17 protein-coding genes are annotated in these 26233 nt (G+C 63.4%); 11 read left to right on the top strand and 6 right to left on the bottom strand.

All coding sequences use genetic code 11. The features are described 5' to 3' along the window. Positions 1 to 80 precede the first annotated feature (80 nt). The gene (locus tag JSV08_02275) at positions 81 to 1265 is read left to right on the top strand and encodes an alkaline phosphatase (protein ID UCF81262.1); all 1185 of its coding nucleotides are present in this window, start codon (positions 81 to 83) and stop codon (positions 1263 to 1265) included. 79 nt (positions 1266 to 1344) lie between these two features. Here the strand turns inward: JSV08_02275 and JSV08_02270 are convergent, their stop codons facing one another. Continuing rightward, positions 1345 to 2448: a YedE-related selenium metabolism membrane protein gene (locus JSV08_02270; GenBank protein UCF81261.1), complete on the bottom strand. Its 1104-nt coding sequence runs from the start codon at positions 2446 to 2448 to the stop codon at positions 1345 to 1347. Positions 2449 to 2493: 45 nt separating this feature from the next. Continuing rightward, positions 2494 to 5025: an MMPL family transporter gene (locus JSV08_02265; GenBank protein UCF81260.1), complete on the bottom strand. Its 2532-nt coding sequence runs from the start codon at positions 5023 to 5025 to the stop codon at positions 2494 to 2496. A gap of 500 nt (positions 5026 to 5525) precedes the next feature. Between JSV08_02265 and JSV08_02260 the strand changes: the two genes are divergently transcribed. Genes JSV08_02260 through JSV08_02250 form a run of 3 tightly spaced genes read left to right on the top strand, consistent with a single transcriptional unit; the run spans position 5526 to position 11005 of the window. After that, a complete protein-coding gene (locus JSV08_02260; GenBank protein UCF81820.1) occupies positions 5526 to 7169 on the top strand; it encodes an activator of (R)-2-hydroxyglutaryl-CoA dehydratase in 1644 nt (547 codons plus the stop codon). 24 nt (positions 7170 to 7193) lie between these two features. After that, a complete protein-coding gene (locus tag JSV08_02255) occupies positions 7194 to 10682 on the top strand; it encodes a CoA activase (protein ID UCF81259.1) in 3489 nt (1162 codons plus the stop codon). Next, a complete protein-coding gene (locus JSV08_02250) occupies positions 10679 to 11005 on the top strand; it encodes a hypothetical protein (protein UCF81258.1) in 327 nt (108 codons plus the stop codon). Before JSV08_02255 ends, JSV08_02250 begins: the two co-directional genes overlap by 4 nt. An 89-nt stretch (positions 11006 to 11094) precedes the next feature. Here JSV08_02250 and JSV08_02245 read toward each other — a convergent pair whose 3' ends face one another. After that, on the bottom strand, positions 11095 to 12045 hold the full coding sequence (locus tag JSV08_02245) for a transketolase family protein (GenBank protein ID UCF81257.1): 951 nt from the start codon (positions 12043 to 12045) through the stop codon (positions 11095 to 11097). Positions 12046 to 12257: 212 nt separating this feature from the next. Between JSV08_02245 and JSV08_02240 the strand changes: the two genes are divergently transcribed. The 4 genes from JSV08_02240 (at position 12258) to JSV08_02225 (ending at position 17964) form a co-directional block, all read left to right on the top strand. Next, positions 12258 to 14567 carry an LPS-assembly protein LptD gene (locus tag JSV08_02240; GenBank protein ID UCF81256.1) on the top strand — a complete coding sequence of 770 codons (2310 nt, stop codon included), beginning with the start codon at positions 12258 to 12260 and terminating at the stop codon, positions 14565 to 14567. Between the two features lie 22 nt (positions 14568 to 14589). After that, positions 14590 to 15624, top strand: coding sequence for an NAD-dependent epimerase/dehydratase family protein (locus JSV08_02235; GenBank protein UCF81255.1), 1035 nt, complete (start codon positions 14590 to 14592; stop codon positions 15622 to 15624). A gap of 68 nt (positions 15625 to 15692) precedes the next feature. After that, a complete protein-coding gene (locus tag JSV08_02230; GenBank protein UCF81254.1) occupies positions 15693 to 17039 on the top strand; it encodes a DUF92 domain-containing protein in 1347 nt (448 codons plus the stop codon). Between the two features lie 16 nt (positions 17040 to 17055). Further along, positions 17056 to 17964, top strand: a complete 909-nt coding sequence (locus JSV08_02225; GenBank protein UCF81253.1) for a UbiA family prenyltransferase — start codon at positions 17056 to 17058, stop codon at positions 17962 to 17964. A gap of 76 nt (positions 17965 to 18040) precedes the next feature. Here the strand turns inward: JSV08_02225 and JSV08_02220 are convergent, their stop codons facing one another. Together JSV08_02220 and nrdR are read right to left on the bottom strand one after the other, a co-directional pair. Further along, on the bottom strand, positions 18041 to 20530 hold the full coding sequence (locus JSV08_02220) for a leucine--tRNA ligase (GenBank protein ID UCF81252.1): 2490 nt from the start codon (positions 20528 to 20530) through the stop codon (positions 18041 to 18043). Continuing rightward, a complete protein-coding gene (nrdR, locus tag JSV08_02215; protein UCF81251.1) occupies positions 20527 to 21066 on the bottom strand; it encodes a transcriptional repressor NrdR in 540 nt (179 codons plus the stop codon). The genes JSV08_02220 and nrdR overlap by 4 nt, the downstream gene beginning before the upstream one ends. Positions 21067 to 21206: 140 nt before the next feature. On the opposite strand from nrdR, the gene JSV08_02210 reads away from it, so the two are divergent. Both JSV08_02210 and JSV08_02205 read left to right on the top strand, forming a co-directional pair. After that, positions 21207 to 22823, top strand: coding sequence for an NAD+ synthase (locus JSV08_02210; protein ID UCF81250.1), 1617 nt, complete (start codon positions 21207 to 21209; stop codon positions 22821 to 22823). Between the two features lie 47 nt (positions 22824 to 22870). Then, positions 22871 to 24031, top strand: a complete 1161-nt coding sequence (locus JSV08_02205; protein ID UCF81249.1) for an ankyrin repeat domain-containing protein — start codon at positions 22871 to 22873, stop codon at positions 24029 to 24031. A 37-nt stretch (positions 24032 to 24068) separates the two neighbouring features. On the opposite strand, the gene JSV08_02200 is transcribed toward JSV08_02205, so the two are convergent. Further along, entirely contained in the window at positions 24069 to 24260 is a 192-nt protein-coding gene (locus JSV08_02200; protein UCF81248.1) for a 50S ribosomal protein L28, read from the bottom strand. Between the two features lie 150 nt (positions 24261 to 24410). On the opposite strand from JSV08_02200, the gene JSV08_02195 reads away from it, so the two are divergent. After that, the coding region (locus tag JSV08_02195; GenBank protein UCF81247.1) for a hypothetical protein at positions 24411 to 26233 on the top strand (1823 nt) is incomplete at its 3' end.

Raw genomic sequence — 26233 nt, 5'->3', positions numbered from 1 at the left:
CGGCTCGGGCAAGTAACATGGAAAACTCGGGATGCCTCTCCCGACAATCGAAATTTCTCGGAAAAACAGAAGGTAAAACGATGGCTTTGAGATCGGGGACACGCTTGTTGATATGTGTATTATTTCTGGCGAACCCCTGCGGTTCCTGGGGCGGGGAAGCGCAGCCCCGAAGCCGCGTTTTTTCCGGAAACGCCCGCCCCCGAAACATCATTTTGATGATCGGGGACGGGATGGGAATTTCCACCCTGACGGCGGGAAAGGTGGCCAAGGGAAAGCTGGCGCTCGAGGATTTTCCCGTGGGGGGATTCGTCACCACCTGGTCCGAGGACGACCTCGTCACCGACTCGGCCGCCGGCGCGACGGCCTACGCCACGGGGAAGAAAACGCGCAACGGCCGTCTATCGATCGCCGCCGACGGGGCGCTTCTCAGAACGATCGTGGAAGAGGCCCGGGCGCGCGGCATGAAGACGGGCGTCATTGCCACGAGCACCGTGACCCACGCGACCCCCGCGGCTTTTCTCGCGCACCACGAAGACAGGGACTGCGAATTCGACATCGCCGGGCAGGAAGCGGCTTCCGGCGTGGACCTGCTCATGGGCGGCGGCCGAAAACACTTCCGCCCTTACGCCGAAGACGTCTGCGAGGACGCGAAGCCTCCCTGTGATAAAGGAGCGGGCAAGGAAAACCTGATTGTCAACATGAAGAAAGACGGTTATTGCTATCTGAGCGACCTCGAATCGTTCGACGGTGACTGCGGCGGAAGCACGAAGCTGCTGGCTCTCCTGGCCGAGTGCGAGATGGACGAAGCGCCCGGCCGCGAGCCCGCGCTTGCGGAAATGACCGGCTTTGCCCTCGACTTTCTCTCCAACGTCAGCCGGGACAGCGGCTTTTTCCTGATGATCGAGGGCTCGCAAATCGATTGGGCCGGCCATGAAAGAGATTCTTCATGGCAGATCGCCGAGATGGTGGACTTCGACGACGCCGTGGCGAGCGCCCATGCGTTCGCCAAGGAGCGGGGCGACACGCTCCTCGTCGTCATCTCCGACCATGAAACCGGAGGCTACGCCGTTACCGGCGGCGACCTTTCCAAAGGGAGGGTTACTGGAAAATATTTATCCGGCGGCAAGACCAAGGAGGCAACCCATACGGCGCAGATGGTGCCGCTCCTCGCCTCCGGGCCGGGCAGTGCGGCCTTCGGCGGCATTCACGACAATACCGAGATTGGCGAACTGTTGTTCAAGCTCCTGGCAATCGGGCCGGACTGACCGTCCTAGCCGGGCGAGCGGGGCTCGAACGGGATGAGCCCGTCCCCGTCGAAGGGCCCTTTCCTTCTTCCGAGCAGTCCTACCCTTTCTCCCTGTGAAGCAGGCCTATAAGAAGGACAAGAACCAATCCCAGCACAACGGCCGCTTTGCCGTGCGTGGTGGCAGCTCCGGCCAGCCCGAAGTTGTGGACGATCGCCGCCCCCGCCAGCATACCGAGGATCGTGAGCCCCGAGTCCGTGTTTCCGTTACCGGCAAGGACAAGCTGTCTAAATGGGCACCCGCCGAGAAGAGCGGAGCCCACCCCCACGAGAGCCATTCCGAGGAAATTCCATAAATGCGCGGTGTGGGATGCGGGCTGCCCTTCAAACCCGATGCGCCAGTATGCAAACGCCTCGACACCGGCCTCGTGAAGTATAAGACATCCGGCGAAGCAGAGCACCAGGATTGCGATGAACCCGCTCACGCGGTGCCAGCTGCGCACGAGCATCAGGTCCGTGATTCCTCCCACAAGGCACAGCCGGGACCTTTGTGCAAGAATTCCCACAAGGAGGCCCGCCGACAGGGAAATCGCGATGCCCAGTCCCTCCGAAACGAGCGGGTCGTCGCCGCAGCCCGGGTGGCCTTTCGCTCCGACGAAGATGGGGCCCCCGGTCTTGAAGACGGGCGGGAAAACCGCCATCATAAGCAGCCCCGCCATAATGCCGGGCATGATCCACCCGTTTACGTCTCTTTGCCGTTGCGCCCGCCCAAAATTGAATCCCGCCTTCAGCAAAACCACGCCGACAAAGACGCCGCAGACGAAACCCGCCAGGGCCACGAGGGCGTTAAGGTCTCCGCCGCCCAGCCGAAGGATCATCCTGAGGGGACAGCCCAGGAACGCGAGGGCGCCTATCATCACGAGCATGGCCACCAGAAACCGCGCCATGGGCGAGGAGCCGCCCCTGGGCCTGAACTCCCTTGCGAAAAGCGCCGTCAGGAATGCGCCCAGGAGTATCCCCGGTATTTCGGGTCTTATCCATGCCGCCTCCCACGGACGGTGCAGCCCGATTGCTCCCGCGATGTCGCGTTCGAAACACGCAATGCAGAAACCCATATTGGGAGGATTCCCCAGCAGGACGAGGATCACCGCGAGGATTCCCACGGCGGCCCCCGCGATCAGAATCGGCGCCTTTTCTTTACTCATGACTCATGTGACCGGACGCCGGTTTCCGGGCCATAGGGCTTCCCGTTAAATCCAGTGCGCGAAGCGGCGGATGAGGAGCGGCATCAGCCCGAGCGTCGCCACGAGGCATGACGAAATCCCGAGGAAGGCCACCTGCCCCACGGTGTGCAGCCCGCCGTAGGAGGAGAAGACGAGCGAGCCGAAGCCGGCCATGGTCGTAAGCGACGTCATCATCACGGCGCGCCCCACGAGCCGGAAGGTCTTCGTCAGGTCCCGGCCGGCGTCCGTGAGGTAGTGGTGCAGCATGTGGATGCCGTCGTCGATGCCGATGCCCAGGATGACGGGCAGGACGACGACGTTGACCAGGTTGAAGGGAATCTTCAAGAGGCTCATCAGGCCCACCATCCATACGGCGCCGAGGACGAGGGGCGCGGCGACGATGGCCATGCGCGCGGGGCGGCGGAAGTGGAACCAAAGCACCGCGAGCACGGCGAGAAAGGCGTAACCGCTCGCCCGTCCGAAGTCCTCGCGGACGATGCGCTTCAGCTCGTAGGCGAGCACCTTGGGGCTTACGACCTCGGTTTCCCGAAGGCCGGCGGCCGTTTCCATGAGAACGCGCGTCGCCTCTTCGCCCGGAAGCTTTTGGGGAAGATAAACGTAGAAGACGAACTCGTAGGGCTCGCCCTGCCCGCCCACGCGGCGGAAGCGCTCGAGCAGGCGCGACATGCCCGCCTCTTCGAGGTCGCGGAACTCCATGGGGCGCGACACGGAGAGAGCGCGCTCGATTCCCGCGAGCGCGTCCTCGAAGGGCGCGACGGAATCGAAGCCTTCGCGCTCGAGCGCCTCTTCGAAGGTGCGCCGGACGCGGGCATAGGAGAAAGCCTGCGGCTCCTCCGAGCGGGCGCGGGCGAGCCGCCGAAGGGCGCGCTCCTGCTGCGCGCGCGGCGGAAGGAACGAAAGGATGCTCTGGTGCGAGAGCACGTAGCCCTCCCGCGTGAGCCTCGCAAGAAGCGCGTCGAGCGTTGCCGCGCGGTGGAGCGCCTCCTCCTGCGAGTCGCCGCGCACGAGCATCAACGTATGAAGAAGCGGGCTTCCCACTTTTTCGACGAGCCGCCCCTGTGTTTCAATGGCCGGCCCTTCCTTGGGGCGGATGTTTCGAAAGTCGTCGTCGAATTTCACGCCGAGGGCCGCGACAGCGAGCACCCCGCTCACGAGCACGCTGAGAAACATCAGCGCGCGCGGATGGCGCATGAGCCTTTCTTCGACGTGCGCGAGGCCGAAGCTCCGCATGACGTAGCGCCCCGCCGTATCGCGAAAGTAGCGCGCCCGCAGCGTAAAAAGCGCCGGCATCACGAAGTACATGCTCAGGAGACAGAGCAGGATGCCGATTCCCGTCGCGAGACCCATCTCGGAAAGTCCCCGGAACTTCGTCGGCACGAGGGCGAAGAAGGCGAGCGCCGTCGAAAACGCCGCCGAGAAAAGGCCCGCGCCGATGCCCGTGAGCGCCGCCACGATGGCCTCGTCGGCTGTGCGCCCCGCCGCGCGCTCCGCGGCGTACTGGTTGTAGATGTGGATGCCGTAGTCGATGCCAAGGCCCAGCAGGATGGCGCCCACGGTGCTGGTAACGATGTTCAGGTGGCCGAGCGTGAAGTACGTAACGCCCAGGGTCCAAATCACCCCCATGAGAAGCGGCATGCCCACGACCACGAGCATTCCCGCGCGCCGGAACGCCACGAGGAAAAGCACCATCACGCTCGCAAACGAAAGCGCGAACATCCACACGGCGTCGCGCTTGATGGCCGTCACGTAATCGTTGCCGATGGCGTAGCAGCCGGTGTAATCGACGCGGAGATTCTCCGATTCCTCGGGAAACTCGGCGCGCACCTCCGCCTCGATAGCCCGCACCTCCCGCAGGAAGCGGACGCTGAAGCGCGTGTCCTGGGCCAGGACCGAGGGCTTGACGAGCATGAAAAGCATAGTGTGATCCTCGGAAAAGTAATAGCCGTCGGCGAACGAGATGCTCATCCGTCCCCGCGCCGAGGCCATGGGCCGGGCGAACACCTCGCGCATGCCCAGAGGGTCGCGCAAGATCAAGCGCCGCGCGCCCGGAACCGCGGCCGTGCGCAGCATCTCGCGGTTCAGGGCCACCTGCCGGTGGACGGCGTCGTCCGAGAGGCGCACCTTGACCTCCTCCAGGGCTTCGTCGTCGAGGTAAAGAAGGGCGAAGTCCAGGAACGTGTTCCGGTAGAACTCGCGCACCGACTCGTCGATGCGGTGGTCGACGTACTGGACGTCCGGATGCCCTTCGAGGGCCTCGGCGAAGGCGTCCAAGAAGTCGAGGTAGGCTTCGACACTTGCTCCCTCAGAGTCCTCGACGGTGACCACGAGGAAGTCGGCGGAGCCGTACTTGTCCGTGACGGCCAGGAAACGCTGAACGACGGGGGAACGGGGGGGCAACAAGTCCACCACCTCGCTCGTGAGCTCGAGGTGCAGGGTGCCGTAGAGGCAAAGGGCCGTAAGAAGCGCGGCCGCGACGAGAACGCCGACGTAGCGGCGGTGGGAAAATTCCGCGATGGCTCGGAGGATCGATTCGCGCAAAGGAATGCTCGCTGTGTTCCGGCTATAAAGTTTTCAGAACCTCAGTGTAGCACATCAGGGAGAGTGGTTCCCGCGCGAGCACCGTCCCGCCCCCTCTCACCCTCATGGGGGACGAGCATGACCCCCGTATCAATAATAGTGCCGGGGCTGCCGCAATAGGGAAAGTACCGCCGCGCGTCGTCCGGCTCGCAGGCGTCCGCCGCTAAACAATCTCGACATTGTAAGGACTTTTTAATGGTTTACTTGAGCAATATGCGTATATTATGCGCATATATTGAACTAATCTTTAACTTGACAAGCGGAATTTAAGAGGCTATAAAATAAAATCGTCTGAAATTCTAAGCTAACATGGCAGTAAGGACTCCTATAATGGAAAACGGAAAAAGGGGGCCTTGATGCAGCAACGCGGAACCGCTTCGCTCCCGACATCCCGGAATCCCGAAGCTCTCATAGACCAGCTCCTGGAGCAGGAGCGCCGGCGCCTGGCCTCAGAAGAGGGGTTGCGCACCGAGCCGGTCCGCCATTTCAAGCGTCCCGAAGAGCGGCCTTTCAGGCGGGCGGAGCGGGACCGCACAACGATTTTGTTCGGCGGCCTCACGCTCAAGCACGAGGCCCTCATCAAGGGGCACCTCACGGGGTTAGGCTACCGGGTTGAAAACTTGCCGATCCCTGACGCGAAGGCGTTTCATCTCGGCAAGGAGCTTGGCAACAAAGGTCTGTGCAACCCGGCCTATTTCACCGTCGGCAACCTCGTGCGGTATCTCCAAAACCTGCGCGCGCAGGGCATGTCCCCCGAAGAGATTAATGACAAGTATGTGTTCATGACGGCGGGCGCCTGCGGCCCGTGCCGGTTCGGGATGTACGAGGCCGAATTTCGCCTGGCGTTGCGCAACTCCGGCTTTGAGGGTTTCCGGGTCTTGCTTTTTCAGCAACAAGCCGGCCTCAATCAGTCGGAAATGGACGCCGGCGTTGAATTCAACTATGACTTTTTCCTGGGTTTCCTCAACGCCCTCAACATGGGGGATCTCCTCAACGAAGTCGGCTATCACATCCGCCCCTACGAGGTGACTCCCGGCCAGACCGACGAGGTGTTCGCCCGCGTGATGGACTACCTCACCGAGACCATGCGCAATCCGCCGTCCCGCCCCTTGACGCGGCGGGTGAATGACTGGGTAGCCCGCAAGGGCAACGTCCCGGGTTTGCTGGTGATGGTGGCGAAACTTGCCTGCCAACTGTGGGATGAGCAATACGTCGGCCCCTTCCGCGAGGCGGCGAAGAAATTGGACGCCGTCCAGGTGGACTACACGCGCCCCAAGCCACTCGTTAAAATCACGGGCGAATTCTGGGCGCAGACGACGGAAGGGGACGGCAACTTCAATATGTTCCGCTTCCTGGAGGAGGAAGGTGCCGAGGTTCTGGTCGAGCCTGTGGCCACCTGGGTGAGTTACCTGCTGTTCCTCGCCAGGCAGTTCATCGAGGATCGGAGCGGCATACGAGAAGGAAAAAACCCGACACCCTGGTATCGGGTGGACGAGAAACTTGTGTACTGGACGGCCGAACAAGCCAAGAGCGCCAAGCTTGCCCTTGCCCAGTATCTCCTGACCAGCGAATACGACCGCCTCCGCCGTGCGTTGGGCGGCACGGCCCATCCGCTGGGGAACCAGGACATCCTTCGCGACCTGGCACTCGGCTATTACAACAGCCGCTCCCAGGGCGGGGAAGGCCACCTGGAAGTCGCCAAGAACATCTACTACCACCAGAATGATCTATGCCACATGGTCCTGTCGCTCAAGCCCTTCGGCTGCATGCCCTCCACGCAAAGCGACGGTGTCCAGTCGGCGGTCACCTCCCACTACGGCAAGATGATTTACCTGCCCATCGAAACTTCCGGCGAGGGCGTGGCCAACGCGCACAGCCGGGTGCAGATGGTCCTGGGGGAGGCAAAATCGATCTGCAAGGAAGAATTCGCCCGGGCGGTCGAAGGCGTAGGCTTTACGCTGGAGCAGATCCGCGACTACATCGCGGACCACCCCGGGCTGTCTCATCCGCTGGTCCGCGTCCCGCACACCAAAGGCATCGTGGGGCGCGCGGCCAATTACGTCAACTACGTGGGCAACCTGATGCGGCGCGAGTACGCCAGCTAGAGCCGAGCCATGGCACCCGAAACCATGCGAGATCTAATTGTCGGCCTCGACGTGGGATCCATCTCTGTCAAGGCGGCCGTCGTGGATGTGACCACGCAGAAACTCGTCTGGCAGGATTACCAGCGCCACGAAACCGAGCAGCAAGCCAAAGTCCTCGAATTCCTCAAACGCATGGAATCGGAGGCCGGGATCGCCCCCCACAGGACGCGGCTGTTTATCACGGGTAGCGGCAGCCCGGGGGTCGCTCCGTTTATTGGTGCAAGGTTCGTGCATGAAGTCAACGCCATCTCCCTGGCGGTCGAGCGCCACTCTCCCAACGCCCGCTCCGTCATCGAGCTGGGCGGCCAGGATGCCAAGATCATCGTGATCCGCGAGATCGAAGAGAACGGCCGGAAAAAGAAAATCCCGTCCATGAACGACAAGTGCGCGGGCGGGACCGGCATGGTCATCGACAAAATCTCCGCCAAGCTCGGCATTCCGTCCGAGCGGCTCTGCGAGATGCGCCACACGGGGCTCAAGCTCCATCCCGTTGCGGGCAAATGCGGCGTCTTCGCCGAGATTGACATCAACGGGCTCCAGAAATCCGGCATGCCGGAAAATGAGTTGATGGCCTCGCTTTTTGAAGCCATCGTGCAACAAAACCTCAGTGTTCTGACGCGAGGGTACACCCTTCAGCCCGAGGTGCTTCTGCTCGGGGGGCCAAACAGCTACATCAAGGGCATGGCGGAGTGCTGGCAGGAGAACATCCCCTGCCAGTGGGCCGAGCGGGGCGTCAAGGTTCCCGACGGCGTGCCCATTGAGGAGTTGATCCGGGTGCCCGATAACGCGCTGTACTTTGCGGCCCTGGGAGCGGCCTACTTCGGCATGGACGAAGACCCCGATGTCGGCGTCTACCAAGGATTTGCGGCCCTGGACGCCCATCTCAACGGCGGCCGTGACGAGGCGAAAGCGGATATGGGCATATGCGGATTGGTGAAGGAAGGAGAAGATATTTCCGCCTTCATCCGACAATATTCGCCGCCGCCGTTTGAAGCGCCTACCTTTGGAGCCGGGGAAAGGGTGGACGCTTACTTGGGAGTCGATGGAGGCTCCACGAGCACCAAAGCCGTCCTGCTCAGCCCCGACGCGGAACTCCTCGCCGCTTCCTATCAACTCAGCAAGGGCAACCCCATTAAGGACACCATGGAGGTCGTGGCGGCCGTGCGGGAGGAGATTGAGAAGCACGGGGCGACGCTGCGCATCCGCGGCGCGGGCACCACGGGTTACGCCAAAGACATCCTGCGGGAAATTCTCGCCGCCGACGTGGGCATTGCCGAGACCATCGCCCATACCCAATCGGCGCTGTATTACTACGGCGATGCCGACGTAATTTGTGATGTCGGGGGACAGGACATCAAAATCATCATGCTCCACGACGGGAAGGTCAAGGACTTCAAGCTCAACACCCAGTGCTCGGCCGGAAACGGTTACTTCCTCCAGAGCACCGCGGCGGGATTCGGCTATAAGGTCACCGACTACGCCGATCTTGCCTTCACGGCCAAGCGGATGCCGGAATTCGGCTACGGTTGCGCCGTCTTTATGCAGAGCGACATTGTGGATTTCCAGCGGAAAGGCTGGACTCCGGCAGAGATCATGGCGGGCCTGACCAACGTGCTACCCAAGAATATCTGGCTGTATGTAGCGCAGATTCCGAACGTGGCCAAGCTGGGAAAGAAATTTATCCTCCAAGGCGGCACGCAGCGGAACGCGGCCGCGGTGAAGGCGCAGATCGACTTTCTCAAGGAGCGCTGCAAGAACGATGGCGTGGACATCGACATCATCGTCCACCAATTTTGCGGGGAAAGCGGAGCCATCGGCGCTGCGTTGGAAGCGCGGCGCGTTGTCCAGACCCGTGGAACGGAGACGCCGTTTATCGGCCTGGATGCCGTCAACAACATCCGGCTTGCCTCGAAGCGGGACGAATCGACACGCTGCTATTTCTGCAAGAACAAGTGCCTCCGGACGTTCATCGACTACCAAACGACCGCCCCCGTCGCGCAACCGGCCGCCCCGGAGCCGCCGAAGAAGCCGGACACCAAGCGGCTGATCATCGCCAGCTGTGAAAAAGGGGAAGTGGAAGACATCAACGCCATGCGCGAAATCAAGAAGGGGCTGGACAAACTTAAAGATGCCAACCCCAATTTGGTGGCGCTGGCGGCTACGGAGGCCTGGAAGAGCACGTCGCCCACCGTGATCGCCGATCCCGTTCCAGCGGTTGCGCTGACAAAAGCCAAGAGACGCCGCGCGGGGCTGATGCGCAACCGGAAGCGTCTCCGCTTTGGCATGCCCCGCGTCCTCAATATGTATTCCTACGCCCCCTTCCTGCGAACCTATCTCGAAAGCCTAGGCGTGGACTTCAGGAACATCGTCTTCTCCGACTTCACCTCATCCGAGCTGTACAAGGAAGGTTCGCGCCGGGGCTCCATTGATCCGTGCTTCCCCAGTAAGCTCGGCATTGCGCACATCCACAATCTGCTTGCAAAGCATGTCAAGCGGCCGTTCGATTACATCCTTTTTCCCATGATCTACACCCTCACGACGGAGCTTGTGGGGACGCATAAACGTCAGGGGGCCTGCACGACCGTGGCAGAGACGCCGGAGACGGTGCGCGCGGCGTTTGTCAAGGAAAATGATGTCTTCGCCGAAAAGAAAGTCTCCTATCTCACGCCGCTTCTCAACTTCAGCGAGCCGCGGCTTCTGGAAAAACAGTTGTACGAGGCCTTCAATCCCATCCTCGGCCTGTCCCGGAAAGAGAACCGCAGAGCGGTCGAGGCCGGCTACCGGGCGCTCGATCACCTCAATGAGGCTCTGCGCAGGACGGCACGTAAGGTGCTCGACGAACTCGAACGCGAAGAGCGGATCGGGATCGTTTTTCTGGGCCGACCCTATCAAAACGACCCCGGCGTTTGCCACGAGATTCCCGACGAATTTCAGAAGCTCGGCTACCCCACCCTCTCGCAGGACTCGCTTCCCATCGACGAGGACGTTCTCGAGCGCCTTTTCGGCGATGAGGTCCGTCAAGGAGTTATTGCCCATCCGCTTGATATCTCCGACTGCTGGAAGAACTCCTACAGCGAGAATACCAACCGCAAGATATGGGCGGCGAAGTTCGTCGCGCGCCATCCCAACCTCGTGGCCATTGAGTTCTCCAGCTTCAAGTGCGGCCACGATGCCCCCATTTATTCCGTGATTGAGGAGATCGTGGAAAATTCGGGAACGCCGTATTTTTCCTTCAAGGACATAGACGAGAACAAACCGACGGGCTCCATCAAGCTCCGCGTGGAGACGATTCACTATTTCCTCCAGCGGTACCACGAGGAATTTGTCCGCCAGAATCGAGCGAAGCGCCGCGTGGAAGATCGCATGAAGGCATACCGGGCGCACCTAGAGGAAACCCTCCGGCGCGAGGGAGCCCTGCCCGCGGAGCTGGTCGCCAAGGTTTCCGCCGGGCGCAGTGTTGAGACGCGCACATGAAAATTTCACCGATCCGCGAAATGCACGTAGAGGCCGAGGAGAACCTTCCCCTCGACGCCGCGAAAACGATGTTCGAGATCTACCGCGAGGCGCAGCCGCCCTTCACGGCGCGCGTCGTGTACTACACGGAGCTGCAGGAATTCCAGCACCAAAGGGAAATCGAACGCGCCTTCTCGGCGGACTCCATATTTTCCGGCTTTCTGTGGGATCGAACCAAAACCGAGGCGAAGAAGGAGATCGCGGCGCTCCTCGATTGCCTGAACGACGAGGAAGACATCTCCGACGAGGAAATCGGCGCGCGGCTCCACCCCTACCTTGCTTAAACCGCCTCCCGTTCCGGTTCCCGAAACGGTTTTCCTAATGGCTCAAGGCGATTTCCCGAAGAGAAATGATTGCGTTCGCCGCGATGGACTCACGCGCGCTCCCGTTTGCGCGCGATGGCTTTCTCGGCCGCCTTTGCAAGGTTTTCGGGCGTGAAGCCGTAGTGTTCGAGAAGAGTCCAGGCGTTCCCGGACACGCCGAACTCGTCCTGCATCCCCACGCGCTCCACGGGAACGGGGTATTTCGAAGAAAGCGCCTCGCAGACGGCGCTCCCCAGGCCTCCGATGACGTTGTGCTCCTCCGCCGTGACGACGGCGCCCGTTTCGCGCGCGGCGGCCGCCAGCTCGCCCTCGTCGAGCGGTTTGACGGTGGACATGTTGACGACGCGAGCGGAGACGCCCTTCTTCTGAAGGAGCTCCGCCGCTTCGAGCGCCAGATGAAAGCAGACGCCGACGGCGACGAACGTCACGTCGCGTCCATCGCGGGCCCGGTGGGCGCGGCCGATCTCGAACGGATAGGAATCGTCGTAGTGGACTGGAAATTTTTCCCTCGCCAGGCGCACGTAGCACGGTCCCACGTGCTCGTAGACGGCCACGATGGCCTTCTTCGTCTCCACGGCATCGGCCGGCGCGATAACGGTCATGCCGGGAAGCACGCGCGTGACGGCCAGGTCCTCGAGAGCCTGGTGCGACTTGCCGTCCTCCCCCACCGTGATGCCGGCATGGGTGGCCACGATCTTGACGTTGAGGCCCGTGAGCGCCACCGAGTTGCGCATCTGCTCCCAGGCGCGTCCCGTGGCGAAGACGGCGAACGACGAGACGAAGGGGATCTTCCCCGTGGCGGCCAGCCCGCAGGCCGTCACCATCATGTCCTGCTCGGAAATCCCCAGGTTGAAGAAGCGCTCGGGAAATTTTTTTCCGAAAACGGCCGTCTTCGTCGAGCCGGAGAGGTCGGCGTCCAGGGCGACGACGCGGGGATCCTTCGCCCCCAATTCGGTAAGAGTTTCTCCGTAAGCTTCCCGCAGTGCTTTCTTCTCGGCCATGGGTTTCGTAGTATAAGCATCCCCCGAGGCACATTGCAAGGGACGCGGGGCCTCCCCCGATCCCGACATAGAAATGGGTGCCCGTGCCACGCTATCAATGTGCTTGTGGATGGAAAACCTCTGTCCCGTAAGGCCTTGTTTTCTAACCTTCTTTTCCCGTACCGGGATTAGGTTTCTTGCGCCTTTCTGCGCCGTCGTGCTACGCTACGCCCATGCACTCACTGGCTCGCGCACTGGCTGTTTCGAGCGCGCTCCTTCTTTTCCCAAGCGGAACCTTCCTTGCCCGTCCCGGGGAAAAAGCACCGGAACTATTGCCGCCCGAGGAGGCCGAGTGGACGCTCGAAGCCGCCTCCCAGGAGCAGATCGGGGACGAGCTGGTTGCGGAGGGGAACGTCTACCTCGCCTACGGCTCCATGCGCCTCCAGGCCGACCGCGTCACGTTCAACCGCGAGACACACGTCGTCGGGGCCGAGGGCAACGTCGTCCTGTTTGAGGGACCCCAAAAGATTACCGGCGACTTTCTGGAGATGAATCTCAAGGACGGCACGGGCAACGTCTACGGCGCGGTGGCGTTCGACGAGCCGACGTATCTGTTTGTGGGTGACCGCGTCAAGATGCTCTCGCGCGATCGCTTCATCCTCTACAAGGGCTTCTACACGACCTGTAACCAGCCCACGCCCTACTGGGGCATTCGCTCCTCCCGGGCCAAGGTCAAGCTCGAAGGCTACGCCCGCTTCCGCAACCTGCGCCTCACGGCGCGCGGGGCCCCCGTGTTTTACATTCCCTATTGGGTATGGCCCATCAAGCGGGAACGCACGTCGGGCTTTCTTATCCCCGAACCGAATTATTCCGAGGTCAAGGGATTCTCGATCCGCAATCAATTCTACTGGGTGCTCGGGCGGAGCACGGACGCGACCATCACCTACGACTATTTCGAATACTTCGGCCAAGGCGGGGGACTCGAGTTCCGCTTCCTGACGGGTCCCCGCAGCAGGGGAATGTTCGACGGCTACATCTTCGAAGACGCAGACACGGGACACCACCGCCACTTCGCGCGCCTGGAATACAACGCGCAGCCGTGGGGCGGGTTCTTCCGCGTGGAAGGCGAGCTTGCGAGCAGCCTCAGTTACTACCGGAACTTCGAATATTTTCTAGATACCATTTCGACGCGCCGCCTCACGTCGCGCATGTTCTACTCGCGGACATGGAAAACTTACTCGCTCAACACCCTCGCGGAGCGGGAGGCCAACTTTCTTTCCGACGACGACGCCATGGTGCTCCTGCGCCTTCCGGAGCTGTCGCTCCGGCGCCGCCTCACGCCGCTTTGGAAGAACGCTCCCCTTTTCCTTTCCTTCGAGGTCTTCGGCACCTCCCTCGACAAGACCACGCCCATCCTTAACCGCCCCTGTGCCGATTGTGACGACATCGACTGTTCCAACGGTATTGACGACGACGGGGACGGCTTCACAGACGAGACCAATTGCGCCGACGGCGCTGACAACGACGGAGACACCTTGATAGACGAGCTTGATCCTCTCACCGAAATTGTCTGGGACTACGAGCGCTTCGTATTCCGCCCCGTGCTATCGCTTCCGTTTCAGCCGGGCCCCTGGCTCAGCATGAATTTCCGGCTGCGCGGCTTCGGCACCTACTACACGCATTCCGTGGACCCGAACGATTCACGGCACCTCGTGGAAGAGTCGCTCACCCATCGCTACTGGCAGGGGGAGACGCAGATCCTGGGGCCGCGCTTCGAGAAAATCTTTGCGGAGAGACAAAAGGGGTATTTTTCCCGCTTTAAGCATGTCATCGAGCCGCAGGTCAATTATGCCTACCATGCCCGCGATGAGGACATCGCCGGCAAGAACCCGACCCCGATCCCGCGCTTTGACACCTACGACTCGCTCTCCGTCTTCAACCACAAGCTCTCCTACAGCCTGATACAGTATTTCTACGGCAAACCACGGGGCGGCTCGGGGTCACCCGCGGAAATTGCGAAGCTCTCTCTCCGGCAAGAGTACTCTCTCAACAGCGAGCGCTACCTGAGCAGGCGCTATGAAAACGCAATGGAAGTTGAAAAAAGCTACTTCGGCCCCGTGAATATCGGCTTCCGCTTCTATCCGCTGCCCCATGTGGGCTTGGACGCGGGCACGGTGTACGACCATATGAATCAGGACTTTCCAAGCGCCCAGCTCACGAGCCGGCTTGACAGCCCCCGCGGAAGCCATGCGAGTCTCACCTGGAGCATGTCGCGCTCCGTGATGACCGAAACCACCACGAGCCAGCAGGTGCGCGCGAACGCGGGCGTGCGTTTTCTGGACAAGCGTTTGACGCTCCAGAGCGAAATGAATTACGACATCGAGCGCAAGGTGCTCCAGCACCAGCGCCACAGCTTCCGCTACCAAAACCAGTGCTCGACGTTCATTTTCGACGTCATCCAAAAGCGCCTGGGCATCTTAGACGACCTCGAATACCGCCTCATCATCGAGCTCAAGGACGTGGGGCGAATCCTGAGCATTTGAGAACGAGAGGAGCGCGCGACCGATGAAAAAAATCCTCGTCACCGGCGGCACGGGCTTCCTCGGGCGGCGCCTGCTGGAGAAGCTGGCGGCGCGCGGCGACGTGCCCGTGCGCGCCATGGTGCGCGACCCCGCGCGGGCCGATTTTTCCCGAAACGTCGAAGTGGTGCGCGGCGACATGCTGGAGCCCATGACCATCGACGCCGCCCTCGAGGGCGTCTCCCGCGTGTTCCACTGCGCGTCGCTCGTCAAGGTGTGGGTCAAGGACGAAGCGCTCTTCGACCGGGTCAACGTCGAGGGCTTCGCGCACCTCCTGCGCTACGCGCGAGCCCGCGGCGTCGAGCGGGTGCTCTACACGTCGTCGTTCATGGCGCTGGGTCCCACGGACGGGAAGACGGCGGACGAAGAGACGCCCTACCCTTCGGAGCACCGCCCCCGCGGAGGCTACGAGCGCACCAAGTTCATTGCCGAGGCGCTTGCGCGCCAGGCCGTGCGCGACGGCCTCGACCTCCGAAGCGTCTATCCGGGCGTGATCTACGGCCCCGGCCCCATGACGGACGCCAATCTCCTGGGAGGAATCCTCCTGCGCTTTTTCCGGAAAAAACTTCCGGGCATCGTCGGCCCGGGCGACAGGCGCTGGTGCTGCGCCTACGTCGAGGACGTGGTGGAAGGGATGCTCCGGGCGATGGAGCGCGGCGCGGCGGGCGGGCGTTACATCCTGGGCGGCGAGAACCGGACGCTTGCCGAGGTGTTTCGCCTGGTGAAGGCGTGGACGGGCCGCAAGCCTCCGCGGCGCATCCCATATTTCCTGGCCGACCTGGTCGGCTACGCCAAGTGGGCGCGGGCCGAGATATTCAAGAAGCCGCCCGACCTGGTTCCGTCGGTGGTGGAAATTTTCCGGCATGAATGGGCCTATGAGAGCGCGCGCGCCCGGCGCGAGCTCGACTATCGCGTGACGCCCTTCGAGGAAGGGCTGCGGCGGACGCTCGAGTGGCTGCGCGACGCCCACGACCTTCCGTTTTCGCTTGCTCCAGCCGCTCCATCGAGTCAAAGTAGATAAGGAATTATGAGACCGCCTCCGAGAAAAGCGAAAGAATCTTCCCGCGGCGTTCCGGGCGAGGCCCCGAGATGACGGCCGGAGAATTTCTCCGAAAAATTTTGCACATCGGCCTGGGCGCCTCCGCCCTCCTTCTGGCGCACCTTCCGTGGTGGGGCGCCGCGGCGGCCTGCCTGGGCGGATTCTTTTTCAGCTATTACGTCCTTCCGCGGCTCACGGCGCGGCGCCTCGAGCGGCCGGAGGAGCACGGCTTTCCCGTGGGCATGTACGCCTACCCCCTCTCGCTCGGCCTCCTGTGCCTCCTGTTTCCGAATCGTCTCGAGGTCGTGGCCGTGGCGTTCGGCATGATGGCGTTCGGGGACGGGGCCGCGACGCTCGCGGGGCTGCTCGTGGGCGGACCCGCCGTTCCCTGGAACTTCGAAAAACGCTGGAGCGGGTTCGCGGCGTTCTGGCTTTTCGGCACGCTCTCAAGCGGCGTCCTCTACGCCTACGTGGCCGAGGGCCGGTGGACGCCGTGGAGCGGCGCGACGTGGCTGTTCGTGGCCGCGACGGCGGCGGTCGCGGCCTTTGTGGAAAGCTACCCCTCGGGACTTGACGACAACATCGTGGTGCCCATAGCGGCGGCACTCTTCTTCTACAGCCTCGATTCCGCCGTGGACGCTTCGGCGTTTTCGTGGGAGTTTTTGCGCGTGTTCGTCCATCCCTTTCTCGAGGGCGTCGTCGCGGTGGGCGTCGTGGCGGTGCTCGCCCGCGCACTTCGGCTCGTGAGCCGGAGCGGATGGCTCGGCGGATGGATTCTGGGAATCATCGTTTACGCCGCCGCGGGCTGGCGGGGATTCCTGACGCTCCTCGCGTTTTTCGCCCTCGCGACGGCCGCGACCCGCTTCGGCTACGCCCGCAAGGCCGCGGTGGGTGTCGCACAGGAGCGAGGCGGGAGGCGCGGCGCGAAGCACGCGCTCGCCAACTGCGGCGTCGGGGTGTGGCTCTCGCTCTGCGCGGCCGCGACGGTTTTCTCGCCCGACGAGAGCGCGCTCTGGAAGATAGCCCTCGTCGCCTCGTTCGCCACGGCGCTCTTCGACACGCTCGGCACGGAGATCGGGCAGGCCCTCGGCCGCACGCCCGTCCTGCTAACGAGGTGGCGCGTCGTCGCGCCCGGGACCGAGGGCGCCGTCTCGCTCGAGGGCACGGCGGCCGGCGCGGCGGGCGCTCTTCTCCTCGCGGGCTTCGCGTGGCTCGTCGGGCTCATTCCCGGCGCGGGCGTCGCGGCCGTGTTCGGCGGGGCCTTCGGCGGCGCGGTGCTCGAGAGCCTCCTCGGCGAGCGGCTGCCCCGGGAGCGAGTGGACAACGAATTCTTGAACTTCGTAAACACCGCCGTGGGCGCGGCGATCGCGTATGCCCTAGGCGTTGCAATCTTGTAAGCCCCCATATAACCCCATGGAACGTCTCCGCCTCTACTTCGAGCTCTCGCGCCCCTTCACGCTCATTGCGCCCTTCGTGGGGTTCTGGGCGGCGGGGCTCGCGGCGTTCGGGGCGCACGGCCTTTCGCTCGAGAAAGAACGCGTCGTCCCCCTCGTCCTGGGCGCCGTCATGGCGGCCACGCTGAACGTGGCCTCGAACACCGTCAACCAGATTTTCGACCTGAAAATAGACGCCGTCAACAAACCCACGCGCCCCCTGCCCGCGGGAACGATATCACTCCGCGCCGCGTGGCTCTTCGCCGCCGTCTTCTTCGCGCTCTCCCTCTGGCTCGCGTGGCTCGCGCACCCGCCGGAAGGGGGGCGCGAATGTTTCCTCATCGTGCTCGCGGCGTCGCTCCTCGTCTACGCCTACTCGGGGCCGCCGTTTCGCACGAAGCGCTGGGGTCTTTTAGCGAACCTCACCATAGCGCTCCCGCGCGGGCTTCTCCTGCCCGTCTCCGGATGGTCCGCGGTCGCCACCGTGCGGGACGGGGAGCCGTGGTTTCTGGGAATCGTTTTCGGGCTGTTCATCCTGGGCGCGGCGACGACGAAGGATTTTTCCGACATGGAAGGCGACAAGGCGCAAGGGTGCATCACGATTCCCATCCGCTTCGGCGTCAGGGCAGCGGCCTGGATGACCGCGCCGTTCCTCGTGTTCCCGTTCCTGCTTTTCCCCATCGGAGTGGCCACGGACGTTCTGCGCGGCCACGCGGCGGGGCTGGGCGCCGCCGGGCTTCTGCTTGCGCTCTACGGCGTCTACATCGCCTACCTCATCCTGCGCCGGCCCGAGGCGCTCGCCACCGAGTCGAACCACGTCTCGTGGAAGCACATGTACCTCCAGATGACCGTGGCGCAGATAGGCTTCGCCGTCTGCTATTTGGTGTGAGGCCGCGCCCGGAGGCGTGCTCTTAGGAATGCGCCCCGGAAAAGGGGCTTCGGTTCGCCTCCCCCCCCCTGGCCTTCTATTTCACCACGAAATTAACCAGCCGCCCCGGCACGTAGACGGCGCGGGCGATTTTCCCGGCGTCGGGAACGTGCCGCGCGACGTTCTCGTCCGCGAGGGCTTTTTCCTTGACCTGCTCCTCCGGGGCGTCCTTCGGCACCGAGATCTCGCCGCGCTTCCGGCCGTTCACCTGCACGACGACGGAAATTTCCTCCGTCTCGATCCGCTTCGGGTCGTAGCCCGGCCAGCCGCAGTCGAAGACGCTCGTACCTTTTTCCCCGCGAGAAAGGGGGGCGGAGGGTGAGGTTATAAACCGCTCCCACAGCTCCTCCCCCATGTGCGGCGCGAAGGGCGCGAGGAGCTGCGAAAAAATTTTGAGCGCTTCCCTCGCGTCCGGCTCGGAAAGTTTTTCCGCGGAGCCCTGCAGGAAATTCGAAAATTCCATCAGGCGGCTGAGCGCGGTGTTGAAGTGGAATTTTTCCAGGTCCCCCGTCACCTCGCGGATGGTCAGGTGCAGGATTCTCAAAAATTCCCTGCGGAGCGCGGCGCCGGTTTCCGCGGGGCGCTCCTTCCGCGCGCACTCCGCGTCAAAGAGCCGCCACACGCGGTCGCGGAAGCGGGCGATGCCGTGGATGCCGCTGTCGCTCCAGTCGCCGCCGTCGGAATAGGGGCCCATGAACATCAGGAACATGCGGAACACGTCCGAGCCGTACTTTTCCAGGTACGGCTCGGGCGCGATGACGTTGCCGCGCGACTTGGACATCTTCGCGCCCTGGTTCGTGATGACGCCCTGGTGGCGGAGGCACGAAAACGGCTCCTCGAACGGCACAAGCCCCGCGTCGTGGAGCGCCATCGTGATGAAGCGCGCGTACAGAAGATGCATGCACGCGTGCTCGGCGCCGCCCACGTACATGTCAACGGGAAGCCACGTCTTCGCGAGCCCGTCGTCCCAGGGCTTTTCCCCGAGGTCCGGAGATATGTAGCGCAGGAAGTACCACGACGAATCGACGAACGTGTCCATCGTGTCGACCTCGCGCCTCGCCTCGCCGCCGCAGGCGGGGCACTTCGCCGCAACGAACGACGGCGCGAACGCGAGCGGCGACTTCTCCGAGCGCGATTTCGAGAGGTCGACCTCGTAGGGAAGAAGCACGGGCAGGTTCTCCTCCTTCTCGGGCACGATGCCGCACGCCTCGCAATAAAGCATAGGAATGGGCGCGCCCCAGTAGCGCTGGCGCGAGATGAGCCAGTCCCGCAGCCGGTAATGGACGGTCTCCTCGCCGCGCTTCCGGCGGCCCAGCTTGGCCACCACGGCCTTGCCCCCCTTCTCCGACGGCATGCCGTCGAATTCTTTCGAGTTCATCATGACGCCGCTCTCGACGAAGGCGCCCTGCGCTTCCATGTCCCAGGCCCCGTCTTCCGGGCGGATGACCTGGCGGATGGGCAGGTTGAACTGCTTGGCGAACTCGAAGTCGCGCTCGTCGTGCGCGGGCACGGCCATGATGGCGCCCGTGCCGTAGCCCATCAGGACGTAGTCGGCGATCCACACGGGAATCGTCTCGCCGTTGACGGGGTTCCGGGCGTAGGCTCCCGTGAAGACGCCGGTTTTTTCGCGCTCGGCCGACGTGCGGTCGATCTCGCTCGTGCGGCGCGCCTGCTCGCGGTAGGCCTCGACGGCGGCGCGGTTCTCGCCGGTCGTTATCCCGTCCACGAACGGGTGCTCCGGCGCGAGCACCATGTAGGTCGCGCCGAAGAGCGTGTCGGCGCGCGTCGTAAAGACGGTGAGCGTCTCGTCGTGCCCCTCGAGGTCGAAGACGAGGTTCGCGCCCTCGCTCCGGCCGATCCAGTTGCGCTGCATCACGAGCGTCTTCTCCGGCCAGTCGAGCGTGTCGAGCCCCTTCAAAAGACGCTCCGCGTGGTCCGTAATCTTGAAAAACCACTGCTCCAGGTCCTTCTTCGTGGCCTCGCTCTCGCACCGCTCACAGACGCCGCCCTGCACCTGCTCGTTCGCGAGCACGGTCCGGCACGAGGGGCACCAGTTCACGGGGGCGAGTTTCCTGTAGGCGAGGCCGCGTTCGTGGAGTTTTAAGAAAACCCACTGCGTCCACCGGTAGTAGTCGGGCTTCGAGGTGTCCACCTTGCGCGTCCAGTCGTACATGGCGCCGATAGTTTGAATCTGCCGCTCCATGGTGGCCGTGTTTTCCTCCGTCAAATCCTTCGGGTGGCTCCCCGTCTTGATGGCGTGGTTTTCGGCGGGAAGGCCGAAGGCGTCGAACCCCATGGGCTCGAAAATTCTCCGCCCCTGCATGCGCTTGAAGCGCGCCCAGGTGTCCGTGGGGCCGTAGTTGTACCAGTGCCCGATGTGGAGCTTTTCGCCCGACGGGTAGCTGAACATGACGAGGCAATAGAGCTTGTCCGACGCGTCCGCCAGATCGGGCGTGTGCGCGTGGGAATCCTCCCAGCGCCGCTGCCACTTGGGCTCAACGGTCTTGGGGTCGTAGGAAGCGGTCATGGCTCGCCCGGATTCCTGCTCTTTGGCGCGCGGCGCGTCGTCTTCTTTCGCGAATCGGCGCGGCCGTCCGTCCGCTCCGCCTCGCGGTCCGAGAGGATTCCATGAATTTCCTTCACGAATTCCTCCGGGTCCTGGAAGTCCTTGTAGACCGAGGCGAAGCGCACGTAGGCCACCTTGTCGAGCTCTTGCAGGCGCCCCATGACGAACGCGCCGACCTCCTGCGCCCGCACCTCGCGGTCCACGCGCTCCGAGAGCATCGCCTCGACGTCGTCCGCGATGGCCTCGATGGCACGCGTCTCGACTGGGCGCTTCTCGCAGGCCTTGAGGAGTCCCTCCATCAGCTTTTTGCGGTTGAAGCGCTCGCGGCGGGAGTCCTTTTTGACGACCATGTAGGCGATCTCCTCGAGGTGCTCGTAGGTCGTATAGCGCCGCTTGCACGAGAGGCACTCCCGCCTACGGCGCGTGGCCTCTCCCGCGCGCGTCTCGCGCGAGTCGATGACCCGGTCGTCCCGGTGGCCGCAGTAAGGGCATTTCATAAGGCGCTGTTCATACGTCGAAGCCGTGTGATACGGCTGAGATGTCCATAATACGGGAAAAGGGGCGTCGATGCCAAAACGCGGGGCGCGCGCCCGCCGTTTTCGGCGCGGGGAGGCGCTTCTTTGTATAATGGAGTGTTATGAAAATCGCGCTCCTGCAGTGCAACCCGACGGTGGGGGACTTCGAGAAAAACGTGCGCCTCATAGAGGAGGGGCTCTCCCGCGCGCGGAAGCGCGGGGTGAAAGTGGCGGCCTTTCCGGAGCTTGCGGTGACGGGCTATCCGCCGCAGGACCTTCTGCTCGGCCGCGACTTCGTCCGGGCGAACCTCCGGGCGGCGCGGCGGGCGGCGCGGGCGACGCGCGGGGAGACGGCGATATTCGGCTTCGTCGAGGAGGCGCGCGGCCGCCTCTACAACGCCGCGGCCGTCGCCACCGGCGGGCGCATCGTCGCCGTGCGCCGCAAATGCATTCTTCCCAACTACGACGTCTTCGACGAGAAGCGTTACTTCTCCCCCGGCCCGCACCCGGAGCCGGTCCGGTCGGGCAAAAACCTCCTCGGCGTCCACATCTGCGAAGACCTCTGGGACCGGGAAGCGCAGCTCAAGGTGGCGGACGTCCTCGCGCGCGAGGGCGCGGAATTCTTCGTGAACATTTCGGCCTCGCCCTTTCACCTCGGGAAGCTGGCCGCTCGCACGCGCCTCGCGCGCGCCAAGAGCCGGCGCTTCGGTGTGCCCTACCTTTACGTGAATCTGGTGGGGGGGCAGGACGAGATCCTTTTCGACGGGCGGAGCTTTGCGCTCGACGGCAAGGGCCGCCTCTGCGCCCTGGGCTCCGCCTTCGAGGAAGACATGCTCGTGGTGGACACCGGGCGCCTGCGCCCCATCAGGCCCCGCCCGGCGCCGCGCGCCGAGAAGCTCTACCGCGCCCTGGTCATGGGCGTCCGCGACTACGTGCGCAAGAACGGTTTCCGCGAGGTGGTGCTCGGGCTGAGCGGCGGCGTCGACTCGTCGCTCGTCGCCTGCCTTGCGGCGGACGCCCTAGGCCCCCGGAACGTCCTCGGCGTTCTCATGCCCTCGCGCTTCACGTCGCGCGCGAGCGTCGAGGACGCGCGGGCGCTCGCGCGGAACCTCAAGATCCGCACCGCCACGCTCTCCATAGAGGAGACGGTCGAGTTGAACCGACGGCAGTACGGCGCGGTCTTCGGCGGCTTGCGGCGCCGCGTCACGGACGAGAATCTCCAGGCGCGGGAGCGCGGAAAAATTCTCATGCAGATCGCAAACGACCGCGGCGCCCTGGTCCTCTCCACGGGCAACAAGACGGAGCTCGCCATGGGCTACTGCACGCTCTACGGCGACATGACGGGCGGCCTCGCCGCCATCTCCGACCTGAACAAGCTAGAGGTCTACCGCCTCGCGCGCTGGCGCAACGCCCGCAAGGGCCGCCTGAGGAGGCCCGTCATTCCGCGCCGCGTGTTGACCAGGGCGCCCACGGCGGAGCTTGCGGCCGGGCAGAAGGACGAGGACTCGCTTCCGCCCTACGCAACGCTCGTGCCCATCGTGGACGCCTACGTCGAGGACGGCAAAGGCGTGGGCGAGATTGCCGCCATGGGCTACGAGCGCGCCCTCGTGCGGCGGGTCCTCAACCGCATCCGCCGGAACGAGTACAAGCGCCGCCAGGCCCCCCCCGGACTCAAGGTTACCCCCAGGGCCTTCGGCATCGGAAGGCGCGTTCCCATCACGAACGGCTACCGGTCGTAGCGGCCGGCCGTTGTCGAGTTCGGTCAATGAGTGGTAAAATGGAATCTATGGAAAAAGGAACGTGCCTGCTCCTGGCCCTCTTGCTTGTCGTCCACGCGTCGGAAACCGCCTTCTCGGCGCCGCGGGGTGGCCGCGGGGGGGCCCTGTCGTCGGCGGCACGGGAGGGCGACGTCGAGAAGGTAAAGGCCCTGCTTTCTGCAGGCGAAAAAGTGAACGTGAAGGACCGGTCCGGCAGGACCGCCCTGATGGTGGCGATAGAGGAGGGCCACATAGAGGTGGCAAAGGTCCTCATCGAGGCGTCCGGCCCGCAGTTGAACGAGACGGACAAAGGAGGCAGGACCGCCCTGATATTGGCGGTAAGGGAGAACCACATCGAGTTGGTAGAAGCCCTCATCAGGGCGGGCGCGGCCTTGAACGAGATGAGCCGGGACGGCCGGACCGCCCTGATATTGGCGGTAATGGAAGGTTACAGCGAGGCGGCGAAGATCCTCATCGCGGCGGGCGCGGACTTGAACGAGACGGATAAAAGAGGCCGGACGGCCCTGATAGCGGCGGCACAGGATAACAACATCGAGGTGATGAATGCCCTCATCGCGGCGGGCGCGGACTTGAACGAGAGAGACCAAAGAGGCTGGACCGCCCTGATGACGACGGTGAGGGAGGGCTACGTCGAGGCGACAAAGATTTTCATTGATGCGGGAGCGGATTTGAACGAGAAGGACCAAAGAAACTGGACCGCCCTGATGTTTGCGGCAAAGGAGGGCAGCGTCGAGGCGGTAAAGGCTCTCATTGATGCGGGTGCGGACTTGAACGAGAAGGACAGGGAGGGCGTGACTGCCCTGCTGTTGACGGTAAAGGTGACCCGCATCGAGGCGATAGAGGCTCTCATCGAGGCGGGCGCGGACCTGAACGAGAGGGACAATGACGGCTGGACCGCCCTGCTGATGGCGATAAGGATGGACCGCATCCAGGCGGTAACGGCTCTCATTGAGGCGGGCGCGGACCTGAACGAAAGGGACAAGGAAGGCCGGACCGCCCTGATGCTGGCGGCGGAGTACGGCCAGATCGAGTCGGTAGAGGCCTTACTCGAGGCGGGGGCGGACTTGAAGGGAAAGGCCAAGGACGGCCGGACCGCCCTGAAGCGGGCGCAAGGGGGAGGCTATACCAGGATTGTGGAGCTCCTCAAGGAGGCCGGGGCGAAGAAATAACACCCGTGCGCCTCGCGGCGCACAGGGGTCAATCCGTTTAGGAGGCTTTTTCGACTCTGCCGGCGCGCAGGCACCGGGTGCACACGCGTATGCGCTTCGTGCGCCCGTCCACCTTCGCGCGCACGCGCTGGAGGTTAGGGAGCCAGCGGCGGTGCGTGCGGTTGTTAGACTTGCTCACGTTCATGCCCGTGAGTATGCCCTTGCCGCAGATTTCACAGTGTCGCGCCATAACAAAGTCTCTCGTGTATCGAAGGCATTAGGATAGCTTAACTTCGCCGAAGCTGCAAATCCGAGGGAGCGCAGAGGTAGTGTAAGGGAAGCCGCGGTTGACTTGCCGAGACGGCGAATTCTATAATGGTGTGTAAAAAGGAGACCGGGAATGAAAGGAGCGGCAACTTGGATTGGCTTCACGCTCGCGGCTGCCTCGGCCGTATGGGGAGGTGAAGCGCCCGCATCCCCAGGGAAAGGCCCGCCGCGCGTCGGCGGCGAAGTCGAGATAGCAAACGTCCCCTTCGACCTGAACGAAGTCATCCGCACGGTAAGGAAAAACCGCGGCCTTCCCGAAGAACCCCCCAAGCAAGGATTCCGCGCCGAAACGAGGGGCGAGCGTCCTTTTGTTTCCAAAGGGAATGCTTTCCTTCATGAGACGCCGCGCTTCCAGGCGGAGTTTGGCGAGGACGGGCTGAGGTATTTCGCGCAAGGAAATAAGGAAAAACCTGATTTAGAGATACTTTCGGTGAGCTTCGAGCGGGGAGGCGTCACGCGGACGGTGTTTGGAAAAAACCGCCTGGAGGAGCACGCGCCCGGCCTGCTTCGGGGAGAAGCACGCGACGGCGTTACGCCTTTCGTGCGAAACCGCGGTGAGGAAGGGATGGAAATCTACTGGACGATCGACGAACCGCTCAGCCCCGATGCTTCGGCGTTGCGCGTGCGTGTTGCGATCCGGGCTGTGGGCGAGCCGGAGGTGCATGATGAAGGGCTGGTATTTCCGGCCTGGCGAGAGGAAGGTCAAGTAACCTTATCCAACGTAACCGTGGTGGACAGCGCGGGGCGTCTGGAAAGAATTCGGCCTTCACTTGCAGCCGATCACGAGATTCTGTTCGAGGTACCGCACGAGTTTCTTGAAAACGCCCAATACCCCATCCTGATCGACCCTACGGTGGGGCCGGAGTTTCTGGTGGATTCGAATGCGGTGATTGGCCCGGCGTCAGGCAACCAGTCGTCTCCCTCGGTGGCCTCGAACGGGACGGACTATTTCGTCGCGTGGCGGGACAACCGAAGCGGCACGGGCGGGGACATCTACGGGGCGCGCGTGGCCTCGGATGGGACGATGCTCGACCCCATGGGTATCCCCATCTATACGGCGGCGGGCAACCCGAGGAACCCCTCGGCAGCTTCGAACGGAACGGACTATTTCGTCGCGTGGGATAACGGCAACAACATCTACGGAACGCGCGTGGCCCCGGATGGGACGGTGCTCGACCCCTCGGGCATCGCCATCTCCACGGCGGCAAACGACCAGCAGTATCCCTCCGTGGCTTCAAACGGAACGGACTATTTCGTCGCGTGGCATGACGACCGAAGCGGGACGGACTGGGACATCTACGGAACGCGCGTGGCCTCGGATGGAACAGTGCTCGACCCCACAGGCATTGCCGTCTCCACGGCGGCAAACGACCAGGAGTACCCCTCCGTTGCTTCGAACGGGACGGACTATTTTGTGGTGTGGGAAGACCGTCGAAACGGTGGTGGCCCCGACATCTATGGGGCACGGGTGCGGGCATCCGATGGCTTGCTCCTAGACGGCCCGCCGGATACGGGAGGTATCCCCGTCTCCACGGCGTCCGGCGGCCAGTACGAACCCTCGGCAGCCTCGAACGGAACGGACGATTACGTCGCGTGGGAGGACGGACGGAACTGGGGCACGACATGGTCTGACATCTACGGGGCGCGGTTGCGGGCGTCCGATGGCTTGCTCCTTGACGGCCCGCCTGAGACGGGAGGCATCGCCGTCTCCACGGCGGCGGACTGGCAAGTGTATCCCTCCGTGGCCTCGAACGGGACGGACTATTTCGTTGTTTGGGAAGATGAAGGCCCTAATGACATCTACGGGGCGCGCGTGGCCTCGGATGGAACAGTGCTCGACCCCACAGGCATTGCCGTCTCCACGGCGGCAAACGACCAGGAGTACCCCTCCGTTGC

The organism is Acidobacteriota bacterium (genome assembly GCA_020349885.1).
GTDB lineage: Bacteria > Acidobacteriota.
The sequence above is the reverse complement of the archived record's forward strand: the minus strand, read 5'-3'. Positions and strand labels throughout refer to the sequence as shown.

Excerpts from the sequence above, each read along its gene's own strand:
- JSV08_02250 (UCF81258.1), top strand. The coding sequence starts at position 10,679 with ATGAAAATTTCACCGATCCGCGAAATGCACGTAGAGGCCGAGGAGAAC.
- JSV08_02230 (UCF81254.1), top strand. The coding sequence starts at position 15,693 with ATGACGGCCGGAGAATTTCTCCGAAAAATTTTGCACATCGGCCTGGGC.
- JSV08_02200 (UCF81248.1), bottom strand. The coding sequence starts at position 24,260 with ATGGCGCGACACTGTGAAATCTGCGGCAAGGGCATACTCACGGGCATG.
- JSV08_02235 (UCF81255.1), top strand. The coding sequence starts at position 14,590 with ATGAAAAAAATCCTCGTCACCGGCGGCACGGGCTTCCTCGGGCGGCGC.
- JSV08_02210 (UCF81250.1), top strand. The coding sequence starts at position 21,207 with ATGAAAATCGCGCTCCTGCAGTGCAACCCGACGGTGGGGGACTTCGAG.
- JSV08_02220 (UCF81252.1), bottom strand. The coding sequence starts at position 20,530 with ATGACCGCTTCCTACGACCCCAAGACCGTTGAGCCCAAGTGGCAGCGG.
- JSV08_02255 (UCF81259.1), top strand. The coding sequence starts at position 7,194 with ATGCGAGATCTAATTGTCGGCCTCGACGTGGGATCCATCTCTGTCAAG.
- JSV08_02240 (UCF81256.1), top strand. The coding sequence starts at position 12,258 with ATGCACTCACTGGCTCGCGCACTGGCTGTTTCGAGCGCGCTCCTTCTT.
- JSV08_02225 (UCF81253.1), top strand. The coding sequence starts at position 17,056 with ATGGAACGTCTCCGCCTCTACTTCGAGCTCTCGCGCCCCTTCACGCTC.
- JSV08_02205 (UCF81249.1), top strand. The coding sequence starts at position 22,871 with ATGGAAAAAGGAACGTGCCTGCTCCTGGCCCTCTTGCTTGTCGTCCAC.
- JSV08_02270 (UCF81261.1), bottom strand. The coding sequence starts at position 2,448 with ATGAGTAAAGAAAAGGCGCCGATTCTGATCGCGGGGGCCGCCGTGGGA.
- JSV08_02275 (UCF81262.1), top strand. The coding sequence starts at position 81 with ATGGCTTTGAGATCGGGGACACGCTTGTTGATATGTGTATTATTTCTG.
- JSV08_02245 (UCF81257.1), bottom strand. The coding sequence starts at position 12,045 with ATGGCCGAGAAGAAAGCACTGCGGGAAGCTTACGGAGAAACTCTTACC.
- nrdR (UCF81251.1), bottom strand. The coding sequence starts at position 21,066 with ATGAAATGCCCTTACTGCGGCCACCGGGACGACCGGGTCATCGACTCG.